The sequence below is a fragment of the Syntrophothermus lipocalidus DSM 12680 genome (genome assembly GCF_000092405.1).
GTDB classification, from domain to species: domain Bacteria; phylum Bacillota; class Syntrophomonadia; order Syntrophomonadales; family Syntrophothermaceae; genus Syntrophothermus; species Syntrophothermus lipocalidus.
In genome coordinates this window covers 2,296,281-2,315,626 of the sequence record NC_014220.1, presented here as the reverse complement: position 1 = coordinate 2,315,626, position 19,346 = coordinate 2,296,281, and the positions used below count along the sequence as shown (strand labels likewise).

The following is a 19,346-nucleotide window of genomic DNA, read 5'->3' as shown; positions in this document are numbered from 1 at the left end:
AGACGGGCTAGAAAAAAGTTTATGAGGTGAGGGGTTTTGACAATTGTTATAGGGAGTGACCACGCAGGGTATGTCCTCAAGGAGTTTCTCAAAACCAAACTTGGGGGTGAAGGATACAGGGTTGTTGATTACGGAACTGATTCGGAGGAACCTGTGGATTATCCGGACGTAGCGGAAAAGGTAGCCCTGGCGGTGAAAAGCAGCGAAGAGAGCCTGGGGATTTTGGTTTGTGGGACAGGCATAGGGATGTCTATCGCTGCCAACAAAATACCGGGAATAAGAGCCGCAGTCTGTCATTCCCGTTTTACTGCCAGAATGGCCAGGGAACACAACTGGGTGAACGTCATAGCCGTAGGGGCACGGGTGCTTGAACCCAATGAGGCCTGGGAGGTTGTGAAAGAATTCCTAAGTGCATCGTTCCAGGGAGGTAGGCACAGCCGCAGAATAGAAAAAATAACTGCCCTGGAAACAAAGTACATGAGCCCAAAGTATAGGTGATGAGGGGGTTTTTGAGGTTGGATTACATTGAAAAATATGTAAGGCCGGTTGACCCGGAGGTGGCTGAAGCTATTGCCAACGAAGAAAGAAGAGAGGCCACCAAGCTAGAGTTGATAGCTTCGGAAAACTTTGTATCCAGAGCAGTTATGGCGGCTCAGGGATGTGTAATGACTAACAAGTACGCTGAGGGATATCCGGGCAAACGCTATTACGGCGGGTGTGAGTTCGTTGACGTGGTGGAAGAGCTGGCGAGAGAAAGAGCGAAAAAGCTTTTCGGAGCGCAGCACGCTAATGTACAGCCCCATTCTGGAGCCCAAGCCAATACTGCGGTTTATTTTGCTGCTTTACAACCGGGGGATACTATTCTTGGCATGAACCTGTCCCATGGGGGACACTTAACCCACGGAAGCCCAGTGAACATTTCGGGTACGTATTTTAATATCGTGCCCTACGGTGTAAACCGGGAGACAGAGACCATCGATTACGGGGAATTGAGGGACATTGCCCGGAAAGCCCGCCCCAAGATGATAGTAGCCGGAGCCAGTGCTTACCCGCGGGTGATAGATTTCAAAGCCTTTAGAGAAATCGCCGACGAGGTAGGGGCATTGCTGATGGTGGATATGGCTCATATAGCTGGCCTGGTAGCGGCGGGGCTTCATCCTAATCCGGTTCCCTATGCTGATTTCGTTACGACGACTACCCACAAAACCCTGAGAGGACCGCGCGGCGGCATGATACTTTGTCCTTCGGAGTGGGCGGCACGCATCGATAAAGCGGTGTTTCCGGGGACTCAAGGGGGACCGCTCATGCACGTTATAGCGGCCAAGGCTGTGTGCTTGAAGGAGGCTATGAGCGAAGAGTTTGCGACTTACCAGCAAAACATAGTTAAGAATGCTCGGGCATTAGCCAGCGGTCTTATAGCCCATGGGTTTAGGCTGGTGTCTGGCGGTACAGATAATCACCTGATGCTGGTGGATGTAAAGGCTAAGGGAATGACCGGTAAAGTCGCGGAGGAGCTTTTAGAAGCTGTAAACATAACTGCCAACAAGAATACAATACCTTTTGACACGGAAAAACCGACTGTCACCAGCGGTATTCGTCTGGGAACTCCGGCTGTTACTTCACGGGGACTACAAGAACAGGATATGTATGAGGTTGCGCAGGCAATAAACCTTGCTCTTAACCATCCTGAAGATGACCAGAAAAAGCTCGAGGCCAGAGAAATTGTGGCTCGGTTGTGCCAGAAATACCCTCTTTACGGTATCTAAAATGATTTGCGAGGGAGAGCAGCATGGACTATTGTCGACCGTCGTGGGATGATTATTTTTTGGAGCTGACACAGGTAGTGGCGAAAAGATCTACCTGTTTGCGGCGGCACGTAGGCGCGCTATTGGTCAAAGATGAAAGGATTATCGCGACCGGTTATAACGGTGCCCCGCAAGGATTGAGACACTGTTTAGAAGCTGGTTGCCTGAGAGAAGAAAAAGGAATTCCATCTGGAGTTAGATACGAGCTATGCCGGGGGGTCCATGCTGAGCAAAACGCCATAATAAACGCCGCGCGCTACGGGGTTTCTACTTTGGATTCGGTTCTTTATTGCACCGACCAGCCCTGTATCCTGTGTGCGCGTATGTTGATCAACGCCGGGATCAAGAAGGTTATACACCAGGGAGACTTTAGAGATGAAGTGGCATTGCAGTTCTTGGAAGAAGCGGGAATCGAAGTAGTGAAGGTCCCGTTTCAAAGCAGGTGATGGCATGAAAACCAAAACTATTTCTTTGCCTCGGCTGAATGGCCTTTCTCCGACGTTGGAGTCGACTGCTCTCAAGCTGATGGAGGAGGCAGGAGAACTAGCTCAAGCCATCGGCAAGTTACGCGGGCTCAGCGGAGAGAGGATTGAGGTTAGCGAAAACGAGGCGGTGCAACTGATAACCAAGGAGCTTTTGGATGTAGCACAGACAGCGGTTTCCATGATGTTTGTGATGGAGGAAAGGTATGGAGTTGACATCGAACAGGCTCTTGACCATCATTATGAAAAGCTTTACCGGAAGGGCTATTTAATTAAGAAATAATAATGAAACTTGTTTAAAAAGGGTTTTTAATACCGATGTAGAATAACCACTTGTTACGAGAGCTCATACATCACTAACTTTTTTTTCGGGAAAAAGAGGAACTTTGTTACGCGTGGCGAATAAAGATTTTTGGTGTGTGACTGAATGTATAATGGAGCTACGTGAGAACATGCGTACTGAAGGTGAGAGGTGATGGCTCGGAGGCAAGGTTGGCAACGGGCCTTGGGGAATGCCCTTTCCATGGCTACTAACATGGCTGCGGCTATCGCCCTCGGGTACTTTGCAGGGAAGTACCTGGATAAGTGGCTGGGGACTGACCCGTGGCTAACATTGTTGCTGTTCTTGCTCGGAGTAGCGACCGGTCTTAAGATAGTATACGATCAGGCCTTCGGCAAAGGCAGGAAGAACGGCCAGCACGAAGAAGATAAGGAAAGTGATAACAACATCAAGATAAGACCCGGCGACCAGGTGATAGAAAGTCTCAAGGTTGCCCGCGAGAGTCTCAAGGAAGTTCAAGAAAAGGTTAAGGATATCTACCCGAGTCAAGACGAAGAGAAGACAGGAGACAGCGATCCGAAGGACAAAACTAAGGGAGAAGATGGTCAGGATTGATATGGGCTGGCCTCATTACAGGTCTGGCTGTTTACACGGTTAACCTATTTCTGGTGGTCTTAGTATTACGCAAAGCTGAAATGCTGCCGGAGGAAGAGGCGCCGAAATACATTGCTATGAGATACTACCTCCGGTACGCGGTTCTCGTAGTAGTGTTAGGAGTGCTGGTCTGGCTAGGAGGACTGCAGTTTGCCCTGGGTACTATGGGGGGATTGGTGCTGGCGAAGGTTATTCTCCTAGCGATAGGCAGCCAAAACAAGGGTCTTATTGCCCGGTTAATCAAGGGTAGTAATATTGACACCCCGGGCGAGGAATAGGCAAAATTTCATTACGGAAGGGGGGGAGAAGATTGATTTTCGGAGCATCGTATGAACCGCTGTTTCATATTGGTCCAGTACCTGTCTATGATCATGTCGTGGCACAGTGGCTAGTAATGATTATCCTGGCGGTTGTATGCATTCTGGCAACCAGGAACATGCAGGTGGTCCCCCGTGGGCTGCAAAACTTTTTCGAATGGGTCGTAGAGTGGTGCTACAATTTCTTTGGTGGTGCTTTGGGCAACGAGCATGCTGCCAAAAGGTATACGCCGCTCTTAGCGACGTTCTTCCTTTTTATTCTCACCAGTAACTATTTCGGTCTTATCCCCGGAGCGGGAACCATCCACGGTTTCGTACCACCTACCTCAGACTGGAACATCACCGCTACTCTTGCCACAATTGTCTTTTTTGCAGTGATCATTGTCGGCTTTAGAGAACAAGGAAGTCACTACCTGGCACACTTCGTTTCACCGTACTGGCCCTTCTTGCCGATGAACATTCTAGAACAGTTTGCCAGGCCATTGTCCCTGACTCTCCGTCTATTCGGCAACATATTTGGTCATGAAATGATAGTTGCCTTTCTAGTTCTGATGGCTCCGTTCCTGGTTCCGATGCCATTGCAAGCTCTGGGAGTTCTGACGGGACTCATCCAGGCGCTGGTGTTCACCATTTTGGCGACCAGTTATTTGGCGGACGTTGTCGGAGAAGGGCATTAAAAGTAATCAAAAAACTACAATATTGCTCAATGATGCATTGGAGCAAGAAAGGGGGGAAATGGAATGGAAGGAGCACTCGCCATTGGAGCTGGCCTCGCAGTAGCAGTTGGTGCGCTGGGCGGAGGTATCGGCCAGGGTATAGCCGGGGGTAAATGTTTCGAGAGTATCGCACGGCAACCCGAGATTGCAGACCAAGTTAGAACCCTATTGTTCATAACTCTCGCATTCATTGAGACTCTGACGATTTACGGTCTACTAATCGCATTCATGCTGGTCGGGAAGATCGGCTAGTTCCAGTCAATAATTACACCAGGACATGGTTTTGGGGCGATGGGGCAACGGAACCGAGGGAACCTAGCCCATCGCCCAAAACACTGTTAGTACTGTTAATAACGTATAATGCAACGCTCAACTCAAAGGAATGGAGGTAACATGCCCGTGATAAGGAAAAGATGGCTGGCTTTGACAGTCCTTCTATTAAGCATGCTCTTCGTACTTGGATTGGCTACCTCCTGCTTCGCGGCGGAAAGCGAAGGCGTGCCGCCATTCCCTGACATTTACAAGATCGGTTGGACAGCAGTAAACTTCTTCGTGCTTTTTGCTATTCTTTATAAATTCGGCTACACACCCATAGTAAATATGCTGGAGCAACGGACCAACACTATAGAATCGTCGCTAAAGCATGCGGAAGATTTGCGGGCAGAGGTTGAGCAAATGAGGAAAGAGGCTCAAACCAACCTAGCCGAAGCGCGCCGGGAGGCTCAGGAAATAGTAGCCAGAGCCACCAAGGTTGCAGAAGAGGCCAAGAACGATATTATCGCCAAAGCTCAGCAAGACGCCCGTGCGGAGAAAGACAAGGCCCTGGCCGAGATCAAGGCCGAAAAAGAACAGGCCTTGACAGAACTCAGGGATACGGCTGCTACTCTGGCTATTATGGCTGCGGAGAAAGTTCTGGGCAGAGCGCTTACTGAAGAGGACCATAAAGGGATGGTCAAAGAGTTCGTCAAGGAAGCAGGAGATCTCTTATGCTAAATAAGAGCGTCGCGAGACGCTATGCAGAAGCGCTTTTTGCTATTGCCCAGGACAACAACAAAGTGGACGAATTACAAGGTGAGCTGGAGTTGGTGGTCCAGGCCATTAATGCGCACGAGGAGTTGAAGGCCTATATGCTTCATCCGCTGATTCCTCCGAAGGACAAGAAGGATGTAATAGTTAAGCTGTTTGGCGACAAGATATCCGAAGTTACAAAGAACTTCTTGTTCCTAGTGAGCGATAAGAGGCGCGAAGCGTATATTGAAGCTATGTACGAAGAATACAAGGCTATGGCCAATGAGTTTAAAAACGTGCTGCACGCGGACCTGGTATCAGCCAAGAAGCTGGAAGAGTCAGACATTTCAATGCTTAGGGAGAGGCTGGCAACGGCTACGGGAAAGAGTATCGATTTCAATGTTTCCATTGACCCATCCCTAATCGGAGGAATCAGGGTCCGGGTGGGAGACCGGATAATCGACGCCAGTATTAAGAAGAAGCTAGAGATGCTGAAGGACAACCTCAGGAAGGTTAAGATCAGTTAATACGATAGGGGTGAACAAGGAGATGAGTATCAGACCGGAAGAGATTAGCGCTATTTTGAAAGAACAGATAGAGCGCTACCAATCCGAGGTCGAGGTTAGCAATGTCGGCACTGTCATATACGTTGGTGACGGTATCGCGCGCGTCTACGGTCTACAGAATGCCATGTCCGGCGAGCTCCTCGAGTTTCCGGGCGGGACGTACGGGATGGTTCTTAACCTGGAAGAAGACAACGTCGGGGCGGTTCTATTAGGAGAATACTCCCACATTAAGGAAGGAGACATAGTAAAAGGGACAGGCCGCATCATGGAAGTTCCTGCCGGGAAAGCGATGCTTGGACGCGTCGTTAACGCGTTGGGACAGCCCATCGATGGTAAAGGGCCTATCAATACCAACGTTTTCCGCCCAGTCGAGCGTGTGGCGCCGGGCGTTGTTAGCAGAAAATCGGTTTACCAGCCGGTACAGACTGGGATAAAAGCTATTGACGCTATGATCCCCATCGGTCGGGGTCAGCGGGAATTGATCATCGGCGACCGTCAGACCGGAAAGACGGCTATATGCGTGGACACCATCATTAACCAGAAGGGCCAAAATATGATATGTATCTACGTGGCCATCGGGCAGAAACAGTCCACCGTGGCCAGTGTGGTCCAGAAGTTGGAAGAGTACGGAGCTATGGACTACACCATAGTGGTGGCAGCTACTGCTTCCGAGCCTGCACCTCTGCTCTACCTGGCACCTTATGCTGGGGTAGCTATTGCGGAGGAATTCATGGAAACAGACCATGCTGACGTGTTGATAATCTACGATGACCTTTCCAAGCACGCGGTGGCGTACCGCGAAATGTCGCTGCTCCTCCGGAGGCCGCCTGGGCGTGAGGCGTATCCCGGGGACGTATTTTACCTGCACTCCCGACTGCTCGAGCGGGCCTGTAAACTCAACGAGAAACTGGGCGAAGGGTCAATAACCGCTCTGCCAATTATCGAAACTCAGGCCGGCGACGTTGCAGCCTACATTCCGACCAACGTTATTTCGATAACGGATGGCCAGATATACCTTGAAACAGACCTCTTCTATGCCGGGATTCGGCCGGCTATCAACGTAGGTCTTTCGGTTTCCCGAGTTGGTGGCGCAGCTCAGATCAAGGCCATGAAATCAGTTGCAGGTCAGTTGCGTCTCGACCTGGCACAATACCGAGAGCTGGCTGCGTTTGCCCAGTTTGGCTCTGACCTGGACAAAGCGACTCTGGCCCGTCTGAACCGCGGGGAAAAATTACAGGAGATATTGAAACAAGGGCAGTACCAGCCCATGCCGGTTCAGGAACAGATAGTGTCCATTTACTGCGGTGTTAATGGCTGGCTGGATGATATCCCAACCGATAAGGTCCAGCAGTTTGAGTCTGAGTTCTTGAAATTCGTCCGTAGCAGCTACCCGGATATTTTGAAAACCATCGCTGACACCAAGGTCTTGGATGCCAATACGGAGAAGAATCTGGTTAAGGCTATACAAGAATTCAAGGCCATATTCGCTTAGGTGGTGAGAGTATGGCTGGAAGATCAGTCAGAGACTTTAAACGCCGAATTAGGAGCGTTACCAACACTCGACAGATAACCAAGGCCATGAAAATGGTGGCGGCAGCGAAGCTTCGTAGAGCCCAAGAGAGTGCTGAGGCATCGCGTCCGTATGCTGGGAAACTGGCAGAAGTGCTGGCCCGACTGTCCGCGATATCGACCGATACCCGGCATCCTCTACTCGAAAAACATGAATCAGTAGACAATGTTACCTATGTGGTGGTCACCGCGGACCGCGGCTTGTGCGGGGCCTTTAATACCAACATTATTAGGGCAGCCCAGGAAGCGATTAAGGAGGACACCCGTCCGGTAACGGTCGGGATAACCGGGGTAGGCCGCAAGGGACGGGATTTCTTCCGGAAACGCGGGTTCAAGATGCAAGGTGAATTTGTTAACCTCGGCGACAGGATCAGCTATGCGCATGCCAAAGAAATAGGACAGTATATCATTCAGATGTACGAAGAAGGAGCCACGGACGAGGTCTACTTGGTATACGCGCGGTTCGTGAATGCGCTGAGGCAGGTTCCCACCGTGGTTAAACTGCTTCCACTGGAGCCGCCGCAGGCTGAGGAAGGAGAATTGTCTCCCCGCGAGTTTGTGGCCGACTATATATACGAGCCGAGTGCGGACGAGATCCTCATGACCCTGTTACCCCGTTATATTGAAAGCCAAGTCTACCACGCCCTGCTGGAATCGAAGGCCAGTGAGCACGGAGCGCGGATGACAGCGATGGGTAACGCTACGGACAATGCTACGGAGCTAATCGATGCGCTCACATTGCAGATGAACAAAGCGCGACAGGCAGCAATTACTAAAGAAATTCTTGATATAGTAGGTGGCGCAGAAGCCCTCAGAAAAGGAGGAAAGTAAACGATGGCAAAGGAAACTATCGGCACCGTCGTCCAGGTTATAGGACCGGTAGTGGATATCCGGTTCAAACCTGGTGAACTGCCAGACCTACTGGACGCCATTCGGATCAGGACCGAGGACCAAGATCCGGGGTTTAAGTCCCCCGTCCATGTTGACATTACCCTAGAAGCCATGCAGCTTTTGGGTAACGATATCGTAAGATGCGTTGCGGTACAACCAACAGACGGCGTAATGCGCGGCATGAAGGCGGTCGCCACCGGGGCCCCGATCAAAGTGCCCGTGGGGCCAGCAACCTTGGGCCGTATACTGAACGTAGTAGGCAACCCGGTGGACGAACTGGGACCGGTCGATGCGACCGAATATTGGGAGATTCACCGGAAACCGCCGGCTCTTGTAGACCAGGTGCCTTCACGGGAAATGCTCGAGACCGGGGTTAAGGTGCTCGATTTGATCTGCCCTTATGCCAAAGGCGGGAAGGTCGGGATGTTCGGCGGAGCCGGCGTAGGCAAGACGGTTATAATTATGGAACTGATACGTAACATTGCGTACGAGCACGGTGGCTACTCGGTCTTCACCGGCGTCGGTGAGCGTAGCCGCGAAGGCAATGACCTGTGGAACGAAATGAAAGAATCCGGGGTTATAGAAAAGTGTGCACTTATCTACGGGCAGATGAACGAGCCGCCTGGAGCCCGGCTTAGAGTGGGTCTGACCGGCCTCACCGTTGCCGAGTACTTCCGCGACGTAGAAGGGCAGGACGTATTAATATTCATCGACAATATATTTAGGTTTGCCCAGGCTGGCAACGAAGTGTCCGCGCTTCTCGGTCGTATGCCGTCCGCGGTCGGTTATCAGCCTACGCTAGCAACTGACATGGGCTTGCTGCAAGAGCGGATTACTTCGACCAAGAAAGGATCTATCACATCCGCTCAAGCAGTATACGTACCGGCCGACGACTTGACTGACCCTGCTCCGGCGACGACCTTTGCGCACTTGGACGCGACCACGGTCTTGTCGAGGCAGATTGCAGAGCTGGGCATATACCCCGCAGTGGACCCGCTCGACTCGACTTCTCGTATATTGGACCCCCTAGTGCTAGGGAAAGAACACTATGAGTGTGCGCGCGGCGTCCAGAAAGTTCTGCAGAGATACAAGGAACTCCAAGACATTATCGCCATCCTCGGTATGGACGAGTTAACTGATGAGGACAAGCTGATCGTGGCTCGGGCTAGAAAGATACAGCGGTTCTTGTCACAGCCGTTCCACGTGGCCGAGCAGTTCACAGGCACTCCCGGAGTGTATGTCCCGGTCAAGGAGACGGTATTTGGGTTTACCCAGGTGCTGGAAGGGAAGTATGACCACCTGCCCGAGGCGGCGTTCTACATGGTCGGTAATATAGACATGGTAGCCGCCAAGGGTAAAGAATTGGAGGCGTAGAGTAAATGGCGGAAAGCACCTTCATGTTAGAAGTGGTGACCCCCGAACGCATCGTGCTTAGCGATGAGGTGGAATTCATGGTGGTTCCCGCTGTCGAAGGTGAACTGGGTGTACTGAGAAACCACGCTCCGATGGTGGCCGGGTTGAAGATCGGGGTACTTAGGTACCGCGGAACCGATGGAATAACGCGGCACATGGCAGTCAGTGGAGGCTTCATGGAGGTCATCGACAACGAGGCGATTGTCCTGGCTGAAACCGCTGAAAGAGGGTCGGAAATCGACATTCTTCGGGCCAAGGCGGCCAAGGAAAGAGCCGAACGCAGGCTACAACAGCGGACCGAGGAAATCAACTTTGTACGTGCCCAGATGGCCTTACAGCGGGCGTTGGCCCGTATCAAGGCAGCGGAAGCTGACCAAAGGCTATAAGCCAGGTATGGTAAATGGTGACAATGGCCCGGACGAGGGATGTGTTCTCGAAGGGTCTCACAAAAAGAGGGAGCCGGAGGCCTGGACATCCGGCTCCCTTACTTTCAATACCGCTATTCCGGTACAAAGGTTCATTGTCACCAAGGGTAAACCGCCTAGTAGGGGCTGAGCCCCAAGCAGGAGGTCACTTACAGTGCAAAAACAGTTTGCATTTATCACGTTACTTTATCTACTCGCCAAGATTGCTCTATTCGTATTGATATGGATTGCCACTATTAGGATTCAGAAGAAGGCGATGGAGGCGAAAAAGAGAAGAGAAGCGCTGCGCCAGCGGCAGCAGGAATCGGCGAACACCGAAAAAGAGTATATTAAGCCAGAAGATCACCCGTTTCTCTAAAATGGCAAAGCAAGGGCATATAGCGATTAGGCGGCTGGAATACTGACTAGAGGGCGCCCTACTGTAATGCTGCAGACAAGGGTCTCGCGTCTATACGAACTGTTCAATCGGAAGGGACTTGCCGGCCCATGTGGCCGGCGAAGCTTTTTCATAGACGAAGAGCTGAATATCTAACAAAGAAAATGGCAATTATTGTTAATAACAGCTTTGGTCAGGAGGCCCCGAAGATGAAGAGGTTAGTGATAGCTGCGATTTGCGCCGGCCTTATCTTGGGACTGTGTGAAGCCCGGTACGTTGCCAACTTGAATCTGGCTGGAAACGAGAACTCGCTATATTGCCTAGCTTTTTCAAGAATAGGAGCAACTTTGCTCGAATCGCGGCTCGACGCGTGGGCCACAATAAAGAAAAAAAACAGCACACAAGAAATGAAAGAACGCCTGATGGACATTGGGCGGGCACTCGAGATTCCAATCGACCCGCAAACCATAAGCACCAGCAGTACAGGGGACATAACAGTAGTCAGGACTAGTGTTACCAAAAACAACGGACGATATTATCTAACTGCTCAGGCCAGCAAAGGTTATACTCTCTTACTGGTTTCGGTAATCTTTGCCGCCGGAAAGGACGCGACGAATAATATTATTGAGTGCCAAAAAAGGATCAAGAAGATACTCCCCGCTCAAACAGCTTCACAATACACGGGCGTCTTGGCGGGAGAGGTAGCTTCTTCTAAAAGAGAGCCTTTGATTAACCGCATGTTCGAGGTATTTGAGGCCCAGATGATTGAGGTGTATAAGACTTCAAACGCGGTGAGTGCCACCGGATATACCCCATTTATCTCCAGTCACTTAGGATATGGCAAGAAGCAGTATAACCTTCAGGCCGCGGTACACTATAACCCGACTGAAAACAAAACTTACATATACCTGGGAACACCTTTGTTGTTGGGAGAGTACTGAGGCAAGCGGAAAAGGGGTGATATCGGGTGGATAAAGCCTCCTATTCGATGACGGAAGTCGGAGCTACTTCTTCGATCAGCCAAAACAAGATAATTATCCAAGGAGGCGAACCTCTTAAAGGTGAGGTGGTAATCAGCCCGTCTAAAAACGCGGTTCTCCCTATTTTGGCTGCCTGCCTCTTGCAGCACGAAGGACAGACGGTAATTCCGATTGCACCTAACTTGACGGATGTTCAGACCATGATATCTGTGATTGAACACCTTGGGCTGAGGGTCAAGAGCAAACCACCCAGCCTCCTCATTGAGAATGCCGGGATCCAAGGAAATGAACCACCCTACAAACTGGTTCGAAAGATGAGAGCATCGATTCTGGTGTTGGCCCCGCTTTTGGCCAGACAAGGACGTGCGATCATCGCTCTGCCCGGGGGATGCGCAATCGGGACCAGGCCTATTGACCTTCACCTCAAGGGATTGTCTGCCATGGGAGCTGACTTGCAGACCAGGGAAGGGAAGATAGAGGCCAAGTGCTCCGAATTAACAGGAGCTAAAATATACCTGGATTTTCCAAGTGTGGGCGCGACCGAGACATTGATGATGGCAGGTGTATTGGCAAGAGGGGTAACAATGATCGAGAACGCAGCCTTGGAGCCAGAAATCGTGAACCTAGCTCAGTTCCTGAATGCCATGGGAGGGAAGGTCCAGGGAGCAGGTACCAACGTTATAAGGATTGAAGGCGTCCGTTACTTGCGGGGAACTGTACAGCCTATAATTCCCGACAGGATTGAAGCCGGTACCTACATGGTGGCAACTGCTATCACTGGCGGCGAAGCCGTACTAAGAAACATAGAACCTGACCACCTGCAATCCATTATTTTTAAGTTGAGAGAAACGGGGACTGAGGTGGAATGCGAATCTAGTAAACTGTACGTTAAAGCCCCGGAAACTCTGCGACCCATCCAGCTGAGAACCATGCCTTACCCCGGCTTCCCTACTGACATGCAGCCTCAGTTTACGGCCCTATTGACCAAGGCTCAGGGTACGAGCTTAATAGTTGAGACCATCTTTGAAAACAGGTTCCTACACGTAAACGAGTTGCTACGGATGGGGGCCCGGATACAAGTTGAGGGGCGAACCGCGGTCGTACAAGGACTGTCCAGGCTGTGGGGAGCACGGGTGAGGGCCACCGATTTGCGGGCCGGCGCGGCCTTGGTGATAGCGGCCCTAGCCGCCTGCGGTAAGACAGAGATCACCGGAAGCGACCACATAGACCGCGGATATGAGAATATGGTTGCCAAGCTTTCAGCTATGGGAGCCTCAGTTACTCGACGGTAAGATGCAGTGATGAAGAACCCTGGCCTCTCATATACTTAACTACGTGATTACAGAGGAAGACCGGGGATACCTTAATGAGCATATGGTGGGTCAAGAGAAAACGGCTATCCAAAGCAGCTTTAACCGCACTGATGATAATTATAGCGTGCACGGCAGTTTTTATCTTAAGGAAGAATTCCGAGATTCCTGGCTCCGGGCCAGAGATAAAAGTCTATTTCCATCGTTCAAAACAAGTCAAGGCCATTCCTCTTGAAAAATATGTTATCGGGGTAGTATTGGCCGAGATGCCAGCCTCGTTTGAAATCGAAGCCTTGAAAGCCCAAGCCGTTTGTGCCCGTTCCTATGCCTTAGTACAGGCATATAGCCCTTCAGACCACCCCGGACGAGCCCATGTTTGCGACGACCCGAATCACTGTCAGGCTTACGTTGACCCCGAAAAAGTCTCTAATGCTTGGCGGGTAATAAGGATAGAAAGAGCTGTCAAAGCTACTCGAGGCCAAGTGCTTACATACCGAGGCGAACTAGCAGTTCCCTATTATCATTCCTGTTGCGGGGGAAGAACTGCTTCCGCGTCCGAGATCTGGAACCGTTCCGTTCCTTACCTAACCAGCGTCACTTGCCCATGCCCTGACATATCTCCCCATCGCTTAAAACAATTTACTTTCGACGTAAAACAGATCGCCGATCAGCTTAAGATAAGAACTTCCAGTCGTTTGCTGAAAATCGAAGTAGCAGAACGCTCTGCGTCAGGCCGGGCTTCTAAGATAAGAATAGGCAGCTATCTGGTGACAGGGGCTGCTTTTCGAAGGGCACTAAATCTACCTTCTACATTTTTGACGATAACCCAACAAGGGTCAAAGGTCACGGTCCGGTGCCGCGGCTACGGCCATGGAGTAGGATTGTGCCAATACGGAGCCAACCGCCTGGCCCAAGAAGGATACTCTTACCAGTCCATACTTTTTCACTACTACCATGGAACTGAACTGTGCCGATTGGCTTACTAAATGTTCTTGCTGTTCCGGGAGGTGAATATATTTTTCAAAAAGGCTGGAAGGTGGCATAATGCAAAATTATATCAGGAAACGGGCGGTAAAAATCGGGCAGTATATCCTCCGAACCTCGGCGACGGTACGGCAGGCAGCAGAAGTGTTCGGCATAAGCAAGAGCACAGTCCATAAAGATGTTTCCGAAAGGCTACCCCGGATAAACAAGGAACTGGCCGAAGCAGTGAAGGCCATTCTAAATAAGAACAAGGCGGAACGTCATTTGCGGGGCGGTGAGGCTACCAGGCAAAAATACATGGCCCAGCACAGGGCTTAAAAAAGGATTTTTCCGATTCGCAGTAGAATCATTGACTAACCGTGGCAATTTTCGCCCAAAGGAGGATACACGTGTTCTTTTCGGAAGATATCGGCATCGACTTGGGAACTGCTAGTGTACTGGTGTTTGTGAAAGGAAAAGGAATAGTGCTTCACGAACCCTCAGTAGTAGCTATCGAGAAGCAGAGTAACAAGATAATAGCGGTTGGAGAAGAAGCACGTCGCATGCTGGGCCGAACTCCAGGGACCATCGTAGCTATCCGCCCACTAAAAGACGGGGTTATCGCGGATTACGACGTTACGGAAAAAATGCTGGCTCACTTTATTCGCAAAGTGGTGGGCAGGCGTCTGATTTTCAAACCGCGAGTAGTTGTCTGTATACCGACTGGCGCCACCGATGTTGAGGAGCGGGCGGTTCGGGAAGCAACCTTGTCAGCAGGCGCAAGACAAGCATATCTTATAGAGGAACCAGTCGCTGCGGCCCTGGGAGCAGGCATAAACATTTCTGAGGCCGCCGGGAACATGGTGGTCGACATCGGCGGGGGTACTACAGACATAGCTGTTCTTTCCCTAGGGGGTATCGTGTGTCACACTTCACTGCGGGTAGGTGGAGACAAGTTTGACGAGGCCATCGTCAGGTACCTTCGCCGTGAGTACAACCTTTTAATCGGGGACCGTACTGCTGAAGAACTCAAGATAAGAATCGGTACCGCTTATCCGGACCCGACAAAGCCAGATGAAGGCCTGGAAGTCAAAGGACGTGACTTAATCACCGGGCTGCCCAAAACGGTTCGCGTAAGCGCGGTTGAAAGCTGGTACGCTATCCAGGAACCGGTCCAAGCCGTAGTCGATGCGGTGAAAGGTGTGTTGGAGATTACTCCCCCCGAGTTAGCGGCTGACATATTGAACCGAGGCATCGTCATGACAGGAGGCGGTGCACTGCTAAGAGGCCTCGACACCCTTCTTTCACAAGAAACCCGATTGCCGGTGCATGTGGCCGAAAACGCTATTTGTTGTGTGGCACTAGGTACCGGGAAGGTTCTCACCAGCCTCGACATATTGGTAAAAGCCAAAAAAGGCGGTCCCCGGAGGGTACTGTAAAGGTCAAACCGGCTAAAGAATGGGATTGGATTCCACGATAAATAATAAGAGATGGAGTTCTCCTAGAGGACGAAGGGAGATGAAACTTTGATTAGGGGGTTATATACAGCCTGCTCGGGAATGTTGTTGCAGCTGGCTAAGCAGGATGTCATAGCCAACAACCTCGCCAATGCCAGCACACCGGGGTTCAAAAAAGACTTGGCAGTTTGCACCGCTTTTCCTGATATGATGATTAACCGCTTGGGTGAAGTTAAAGTGGTAGCAGGCAAGGAAGAACCCATACCCCCAGTAGCCATTGGCAGGCTGGGAACAGGTGCGGCGATACAGACTATTTCCACCGACTTCTCGGCAGGCGCGGTGCAAAAAACGGACAACCCTTTGGACCTGGCTATAGCGGGAGACGGTTTTTTTGTGATTCAGACTCCTCAAGGGGAGAAGTATACTAGAAATGGTAGTTTCAGGATCGGCGATGACGGAATCCTGACCACCGCTCAAGGGTATCCAGTACTCGGTAGGTCAGGCCCAATCAACATCGGGGATCAAACCTTCACCATAGATGAGAAGGGGAACCTGCTGGTTGGGGATGAGGTCTTGGATACTCTTAGGGTTGTCAGGTTTGAAAATAATTCTGAGTTGGTTAAGACAGGCGACGACTTGTTCACGAATCCGTCAGGTACGCCTGTAGATGTAGAAGACGGACAGGTTATTCAGGGCTATTTGGAGTTGTCCAATGTAGTCGCAGTCAAAGAAATGGTAGAATTGATTAGCGTATTGCGAGCCTACGAGGCCAACCAAAAAGTTGTCCAAGCCCACGATCAAACCTTGGATGCGGCCATCAACCGGGTAGGGGCTGTGTGACCGAGTGTACGCTAATAATTGAAGCAACCACAGATGAACACTGATGCTCACAGATTGGCACGGATGATTATTGTTAATCAAAAAATCAGTGCCCATCTGTACTTATCAGTGTTAATCTGTGGTTGCCGTTTTTTAGACACGGGACACTGAGGAGAGTACAAGTTCAATGCGAGCAAAGGAAATTGGGTTCGATCAAGCTTATATCCTAGGCTGCCGCCTGGATCTGGTAGATATGGAGCAGAGCTTGTCTGTTATAAAACGATTCGTGGAGGAGAGGACCCCTCACCAGGTCGTCACCGCCAACGCGGAGATGGTGTATGCTGCCTCCCGGCAAAAACCGCTACGAGACATCATCAACCGGGCTCATCTGGTGACCTTGGACGGTGCCGGGGTAGTCTGGGCTGCTCGGTTTTTAGGACACAGAGCCAGGGAGAGGGTTACGGGTATAGACCTGACCCTAGCTTTGGCTGAGCTGGCCTCAAAACTACGTTGGAGATTGTACTTACTGGGTGCCAAGCCGGGAGTTGCTGAGGAAGCTGCAGCTCGGATGGTGGCCAGGTTTCCCGGACTCGAGATTGTCGGGACCCACCACGGTTATTTCCAACAGCAGGAAACCGCAGAGGTTGTGAGGGAGATTAAAGAAGCGAAGCCTGACCTGTTACTGGTGGCTTTAGGTGCTCCCTATCAGGAATTTTGGATTAACCGTCATTTGGCTGAACTTGGTGTGCCGGTGGCATTGGGTATAGGGGGAAGTTTAGATGTGCTTTCAGGACAGGTCAAAAGGGCTCCCAAGCTGTTTATACGCTTGAACTTGGAGTGGCTTTACCGTCTTGTCACAGAACCTCGGCGGTGGCGTAGGCAGTTGGCCTTACCTCGGTTTGTTTTTGCGGTATGGCGGCAAAAACTGGGATTGTTTCGTCTGGAACCGTGAAAGGCCTGTTTCCTCTCCGAACCGAGAAGGGAAGGAGTCAAACCGGGCTTGACGAATAGAAAAAGAGAAAAGGGTTGAAAGGGGGGATAAGGTGTCCGAAAGCCAGCGAGTGTTTGCTCTGGACGTAGGTACCCGCACGGTGACAGGACTTGTGTTAGAAAAGAACGCATCAGATATCCGAATCTTAGGGGCTCGGACAATAGAACATGAAACCCGGGCTATGTATGATGGGCAGATACACGATGTCGAAGCCGTGGCAGCGGTTATTAACCGTATTAAGAAAGAACTGGAAGATGAACTAAAAATGCAACTGAATCAAGCGGCCGTAGCAGCGGCGGGGCGAGCCCTGCGCACAGCCACCGGTGAAGTGGAAAGACAGAGAGATTATTTCCAGGAATTCACCAGGGAAGAAGTGCATGCTCTAGAGCTTGAAGCTGTACAAGAAGCGCAAATCAAGATAGCTTCGGCTGAAGGCGAGGAGGGCGGGGAAGGGTACTTTTGTGTTGGCTACAGTGTTATCAACTACTACTTGGAAGGACAGGTCATCGGCAGCCTGGTTGGGCAAGTAGGCAGCGAGGTGAGAGTAAAGGTAATAGCCACTTTTCTTCCCCGGGTGGTGGTTGACAGCCTATTATCCGCGTTACGCAAAGCCGGGCTTGAGATGTACAGTCTGACCCTAGAGCCGATTGCGGCTATGAGCGTGGCTATCCCACCAAGAATGAGGTTGCTGAACCTGGCTTTGGTGGACGTAGGGGCGGGTACGTCCGACATAGCTGTTGTAAAGAAGGGGACTATCACCGCTTACGGGATGGTTCCCATTGGCGGGGACGAGGTTACAGAGAGGATAGCAGAAGAGTATTTGCTCGATTTCAACACCGCCGAAAACGTAAAGTGCCGGCTGGGAGAAAATGAAAAAATCAAGTTTGAAGATGTATTAGGGAATTCGATTGAAGTGCAAACGTCAGAAGCGATAGAGGTAATTCGCATAGTGGTGCGGGAGTTGGCAGTAAGGGTGGCGCGGGAAATACTGGTTTTGAATCAGAAGGCGCCAGATGCGGTCATCTGTGTAGGGGGTGGGAGTCTAACTCCCCGGTTTTTGCAGGAACTAGCTGATTGCCTGGAACTGCCCGCTAACCGGGTGGGGATCAGAACGCGGGAAGCCGTCAAAGAGATCCAGGGAGAATTCCCTTCTTTACAAGGTCCACAAGGGGTTACTCCCTTGGGAATAGGGTTCAAAGCCTTGGAAGGAAAGCCGTTACCGTTTATGCGGGTGGTCGTTAACCAGAGAGAGGTTCCGGTATGGGGTCTTAAAGAAACAACGGTAGCCACCGCTTTGTTAAGTGCAGGTATAAGTCTTCAGCAACTATACGGAAAACCTGGATTAGGGCTTACGGTCGACGTAAACGGTGTCGTTAAGGTGATAAAAGGAGGGCTGGGGACAAGCCCGGTAATAAAAGTAGACGGTAAGCAGGCTACCCTCGATACAGTTGTGCATGATGGAGCAGTGATTGACTACGTCAAAGGCCAAGACGGAAGCGACGCTCAGTGTACGGTAAGGGACATTGTTAAAGATGCCGGCGGTGAAGTCTACGTAAATGGCCAAAAGGTCAATATACTGCCGACAATTTCGATGAACGGTCAGGCAGCAGCCTTGGACGATCCGGTGCCGGATAGGGCGAAGATACAGTACAGCCTTCAAAACTCGGTCCGAGAAATATTGCAGAAGTCCGGTGTTGGGGAAGAGTACCTGGAAGAAAAAATCGTTACCCTTCGTTTAAACGATAAGCCTGTGAGCGTACGATGGCTGGCTTGTGAAGTTCAGGTCAACGGGCGACCGGCTGGCATGGATGAGTATGTGCTTTTTGGCAGCAAAGTCGAGTACAAGCTGAAAGCGCTCGCTCCGAGGGTGCGAGATGTTTTGCCCGAACGACCGGTGAAATCGATGAAGCTTACCGTCAACGGAAAGAGCGTGGAGTTACCCTACAGCCGATGGTCGGTTCGCATGAATGGACGAGTTGTTTCCCTGGACGATTACCTTATAGACGGCGCAGATATTGAGGTTACGGAGAGCGACGGAGGTGCCATACTGAGTGATGTACTAGGACATATTGATCTGGGCCGCGTGGGCAAAGGGCAACTGGTGATGCGGGTCAACGGAGAAAAGGCCGGTTTTACTACTCCCATTTTCGACGGCAGCGAGATCGAGATATTCTGGGATGGAGAGATACTGAAAGCACACTAAAGGAAATAATAAGGCCAGGGTTATTGTCCCTCACAGACGGGCAGCGACTCTGGCTTGATTTTTTTTGACGTTGGTTGACAAACAGAAACAGGCGGTATAGAATAAAAGCGAAGGTCAAAGA

General features: G+C 51.0%; 23 protein-coding genes. All 23 read left to right on the top strand.

The features are described from left to right. Positions 1 to 36 precede the first annotated feature (36 nt). The 23 genes from rpiB (at position 37) to SLIP_RS11280 (ending at position 19,225) form a co-directional block, all read left to right on the top strand. Positions 37 to 498, top strand: coding sequence for a ribose 5-phosphate isomerase B (gene rpiB, locus SLIP_RS11390; protein ID WP_013176437.1), 462 nt, complete (start codon positions 37 to 39; stop codon positions 496 to 498). 17 nt (positions 499 to 515) lie between these two features. Continuing rightward, positions 516 to 1,766 carry a serine hydroxymethyltransferase gene (locus SLIP_RS11385; protein WP_013176436.1) on the top strand — a complete coding sequence of 417 codons (1,251 nt, stop codon included), beginning with the start codon at positions 516 to 518 and terminating at the stop codon, positions 1,764 to 1,766. 23 nt (positions 1,767 to 1,789) lie between these two features. After that, a complete protein-coding gene (locus SLIP_RS11380; RefSeq protein ID WP_013176435.1) occupies positions 1,790 to 2,251 on the top strand; it encodes a deoxycytidylate deaminase in 462 nt (153 codons plus the stop codon). A gap of 4 nt (positions 2,252 to 2,255) precedes the next feature. Continuing rightward, positions 2,256 to 2,570 (top strand): MazG-like family protein, encoded by a 315-nt coding sequence (locus SLIP_RS11375; RefSeq protein WP_013176434.1) that lies wholly within the window; start codon positions 2,256 to 2,258, stop codon positions 2,568 to 2,570. Positions 2,571 to 2,762: 192 nt separating this feature from the next. Further along, positions 2,763 to 3,182 carry an AtpZ/AtpI family protein gene (locus SLIP_RS12210; protein WP_013176433.1) on the top strand — a complete coding sequence of 140 codons (420 nt, stop codon included), beginning with the start codon at positions 2,763 to 2,765 and terminating at the stop codon, positions 3,180 to 3,182. Then, complete coding sequence (locus tag SLIP_RS11365) at positions 3,179 to 3,499, top strand: hypothetical protein (protein WP_013176432.1); 321 nt, start codon at positions 3,179 to 3,181, stop codon at positions 3,497 to 3,499. Before SLIP_RS12210 ends, SLIP_RS11365 begins: the two co-directional genes overlap by 4 nt. Positions 3,500 to 3,531: 32 nt before the next feature. After that, entirely contained in the window at positions 3,532 to 4,215 is a 684-nt protein-coding gene (gene atpB / locus SLIP_RS11360; RefSeq protein ID WP_013176431.1) for a F0F1 ATP synthase subunit A, read from the top strand. A 63-nt stretch (positions 4,216 to 4,278) separates the two neighbouring features. Continuing rightward, complete coding sequence (atpE, locus tag SLIP_RS11355; RefSeq protein ID WP_013176430.1) at positions 4,279 to 4,506, top strand: ATP synthase F0 subunit C; 228 nt, start codon at positions 4,279 to 4,281, stop codon at positions 4,504 to 4,506. 147 nt (positions 4,507 to 4,653) lie between these two features. Beyond that, positions 4,654 to 5,247, top strand: coding sequence for a F0F1 ATP synthase subunit B (atpF, locus tag SLIP_RS11350; protein WP_013176429.1), 594 nt, complete (start codon positions 4,654 to 4,656; stop codon positions 5,245 to 5,247). Next, positions 5,241 to 5,789, top strand: coding sequence for a F0F1 ATP synthase subunit delta (locus tag SLIP_RS11345; RefSeq protein ID WP_013176428.1), 549 nt, complete (start codon positions 5,241 to 5,243; stop codon positions 5,787 to 5,789). The genes atpF and SLIP_RS11345 overlap by 7 nt, the downstream gene beginning before the upstream one ends. Before the next feature lie 22 nt (positions 5,790 to 5,811). Continuing rightward, positions 5,812 to 7,320, top strand: coding sequence for a F0F1 ATP synthase subunit alpha (atpA, locus tag SLIP_RS11340; protein ID WP_013176427.1), 1,509 nt, complete (start codon positions 5,812 to 5,814; stop codon positions 7,318 to 7,320). Between the two features lie 11 nt (positions 7,321 to 7,331). Further along, positions 7,332 to 8,228, top strand: coding sequence for an ATP synthase F1 subunit gamma (gene atpG / locus SLIP_RS11335; RefSeq protein ID WP_013176426.1), 897 nt, complete (start codon positions 7,332 to 7,334; stop codon positions 8,226 to 8,228). Positions 8,229 to 8,231: 3 nt separating this feature from the next. Continuing rightward, positions 8,232 to 9,662, top strand: coding sequence for a F0F1 ATP synthase subunit beta (gene atpD, locus SLIP_RS11330; protein ID WP_013176425.1), 1,431 nt, complete (start codon positions 8,232 to 8,234; stop codon positions 9,660 to 9,662). A 5-nt stretch (positions 9,663 to 9,667) separates the two neighbouring features. Next, complete coding sequence (locus SLIP_RS11325; protein ID WP_013176424.1) at positions 9,668 to 10,087, top strand: F0F1 ATP synthase subunit epsilon; 420 nt, start codon at positions 9,668 to 9,670, stop codon at positions 10,085 to 10,087. A 193-nt stretch (positions 10,088 to 10,280) separates the two neighbouring features. Further along, positions 10,281 to 10,484 carry a hypothetical protein gene (locus SLIP_RS11320; protein WP_013176423.1) on the top strand — a complete coding sequence of 68 codons (204 nt, stop codon included), beginning with the start codon at positions 10,281 to 10,283 and terminating at the stop codon, positions 10,482 to 10,484. Positions 10,485 to 10,711: 227 nt separating this feature from the next. Then, complete coding sequence (locus SLIP_RS11315) at positions 10,712 to 11,443, top strand: YwmB family TATA-box binding protein (RefSeq protein WP_013176422.1); 732 nt, start codon at positions 10,712 to 10,714, stop codon at positions 11,441 to 11,443. Positions 11,444 to 11,469: 26 nt separating this feature from the next. Next, positions 11,470 to 12,774, top strand: a complete 1,305-nt coding sequence (gene murA / locus SLIP_RS11310) for a UDP-N-acetylglucosamine 1-carboxyvinyltransferase (RefSeq protein ID WP_013176421.1) — start codon at positions 11,470 to 11,472, stop codon at positions 12,772 to 12,774. 74 nt (positions 12,775 to 12,848) lie between these two features. Next, a complete protein-coding gene (gene spoIID, locus SLIP_RS11305) occupies positions 12,849 to 13,778 on the top strand; it encodes a stage II sporulation protein D (protein WP_013176420.1) in 930 nt (309 codons plus the stop codon). A gap of 58 nt (positions 13,779 to 13,836) precedes the next feature. Further along, entirely contained in the window at positions 13,837 to 14,094 is a 258-nt protein-coding gene (gene spoIIID, locus SLIP_RS11300; RefSeq protein WP_013176419.1) for a sporulation transcriptional regulator SpoIIID, read from the top strand. Between the two features lie 71 nt (positions 14,095 to 14,165). Continuing rightward, the gene (gene mreB, locus SLIP_RS11295) at positions 14,166 to 15,194 is read left to right on the top strand and encodes a rod shape-determining protein (protein ID WP_013176418.1); all 1,029 of its coding nucleotides are present in this window, start codon (positions 14,166 to 14,168) and stop codon (positions 15,192 to 15,194) included. 87 nt (positions 15,195 to 15,281) lie between these two features. Then, positions 15,282 to 16,052, top strand: a complete 771-nt coding sequence (gene flgF / locus SLIP_RS11290; protein WP_013176417.1) for a flagellar basal-body rod protein FlgF — start codon at positions 15,282 to 15,284, stop codon at positions 16,050 to 16,052. 166 nt (positions 16,053 to 16,218) lie between these two features. Then, entirely contained in the window at positions 16,219 to 16,983 is a 765-nt protein-coding gene (locus tag SLIP_RS11285; protein WP_013176416.1) for a WecB/TagA/CpsF family glycosyltransferase, read from the top strand. 91 nt (positions 16,984 to 17,074) lie between these two features. Continuing rightward, positions 17,075 to 19,225 (top strand): cell division FtsA domain-containing protein, encoded by a 2,151-nt coding sequence (locus SLIP_RS11280; RefSeq protein ID WP_013176415.1) that lies wholly within the window; start codon positions 17,075 to 17,077, stop codon positions 19,223 to 19,225. The last annotated feature ends 121 nt before the right edge of the window (positions 19,226 to 19,346 follow it).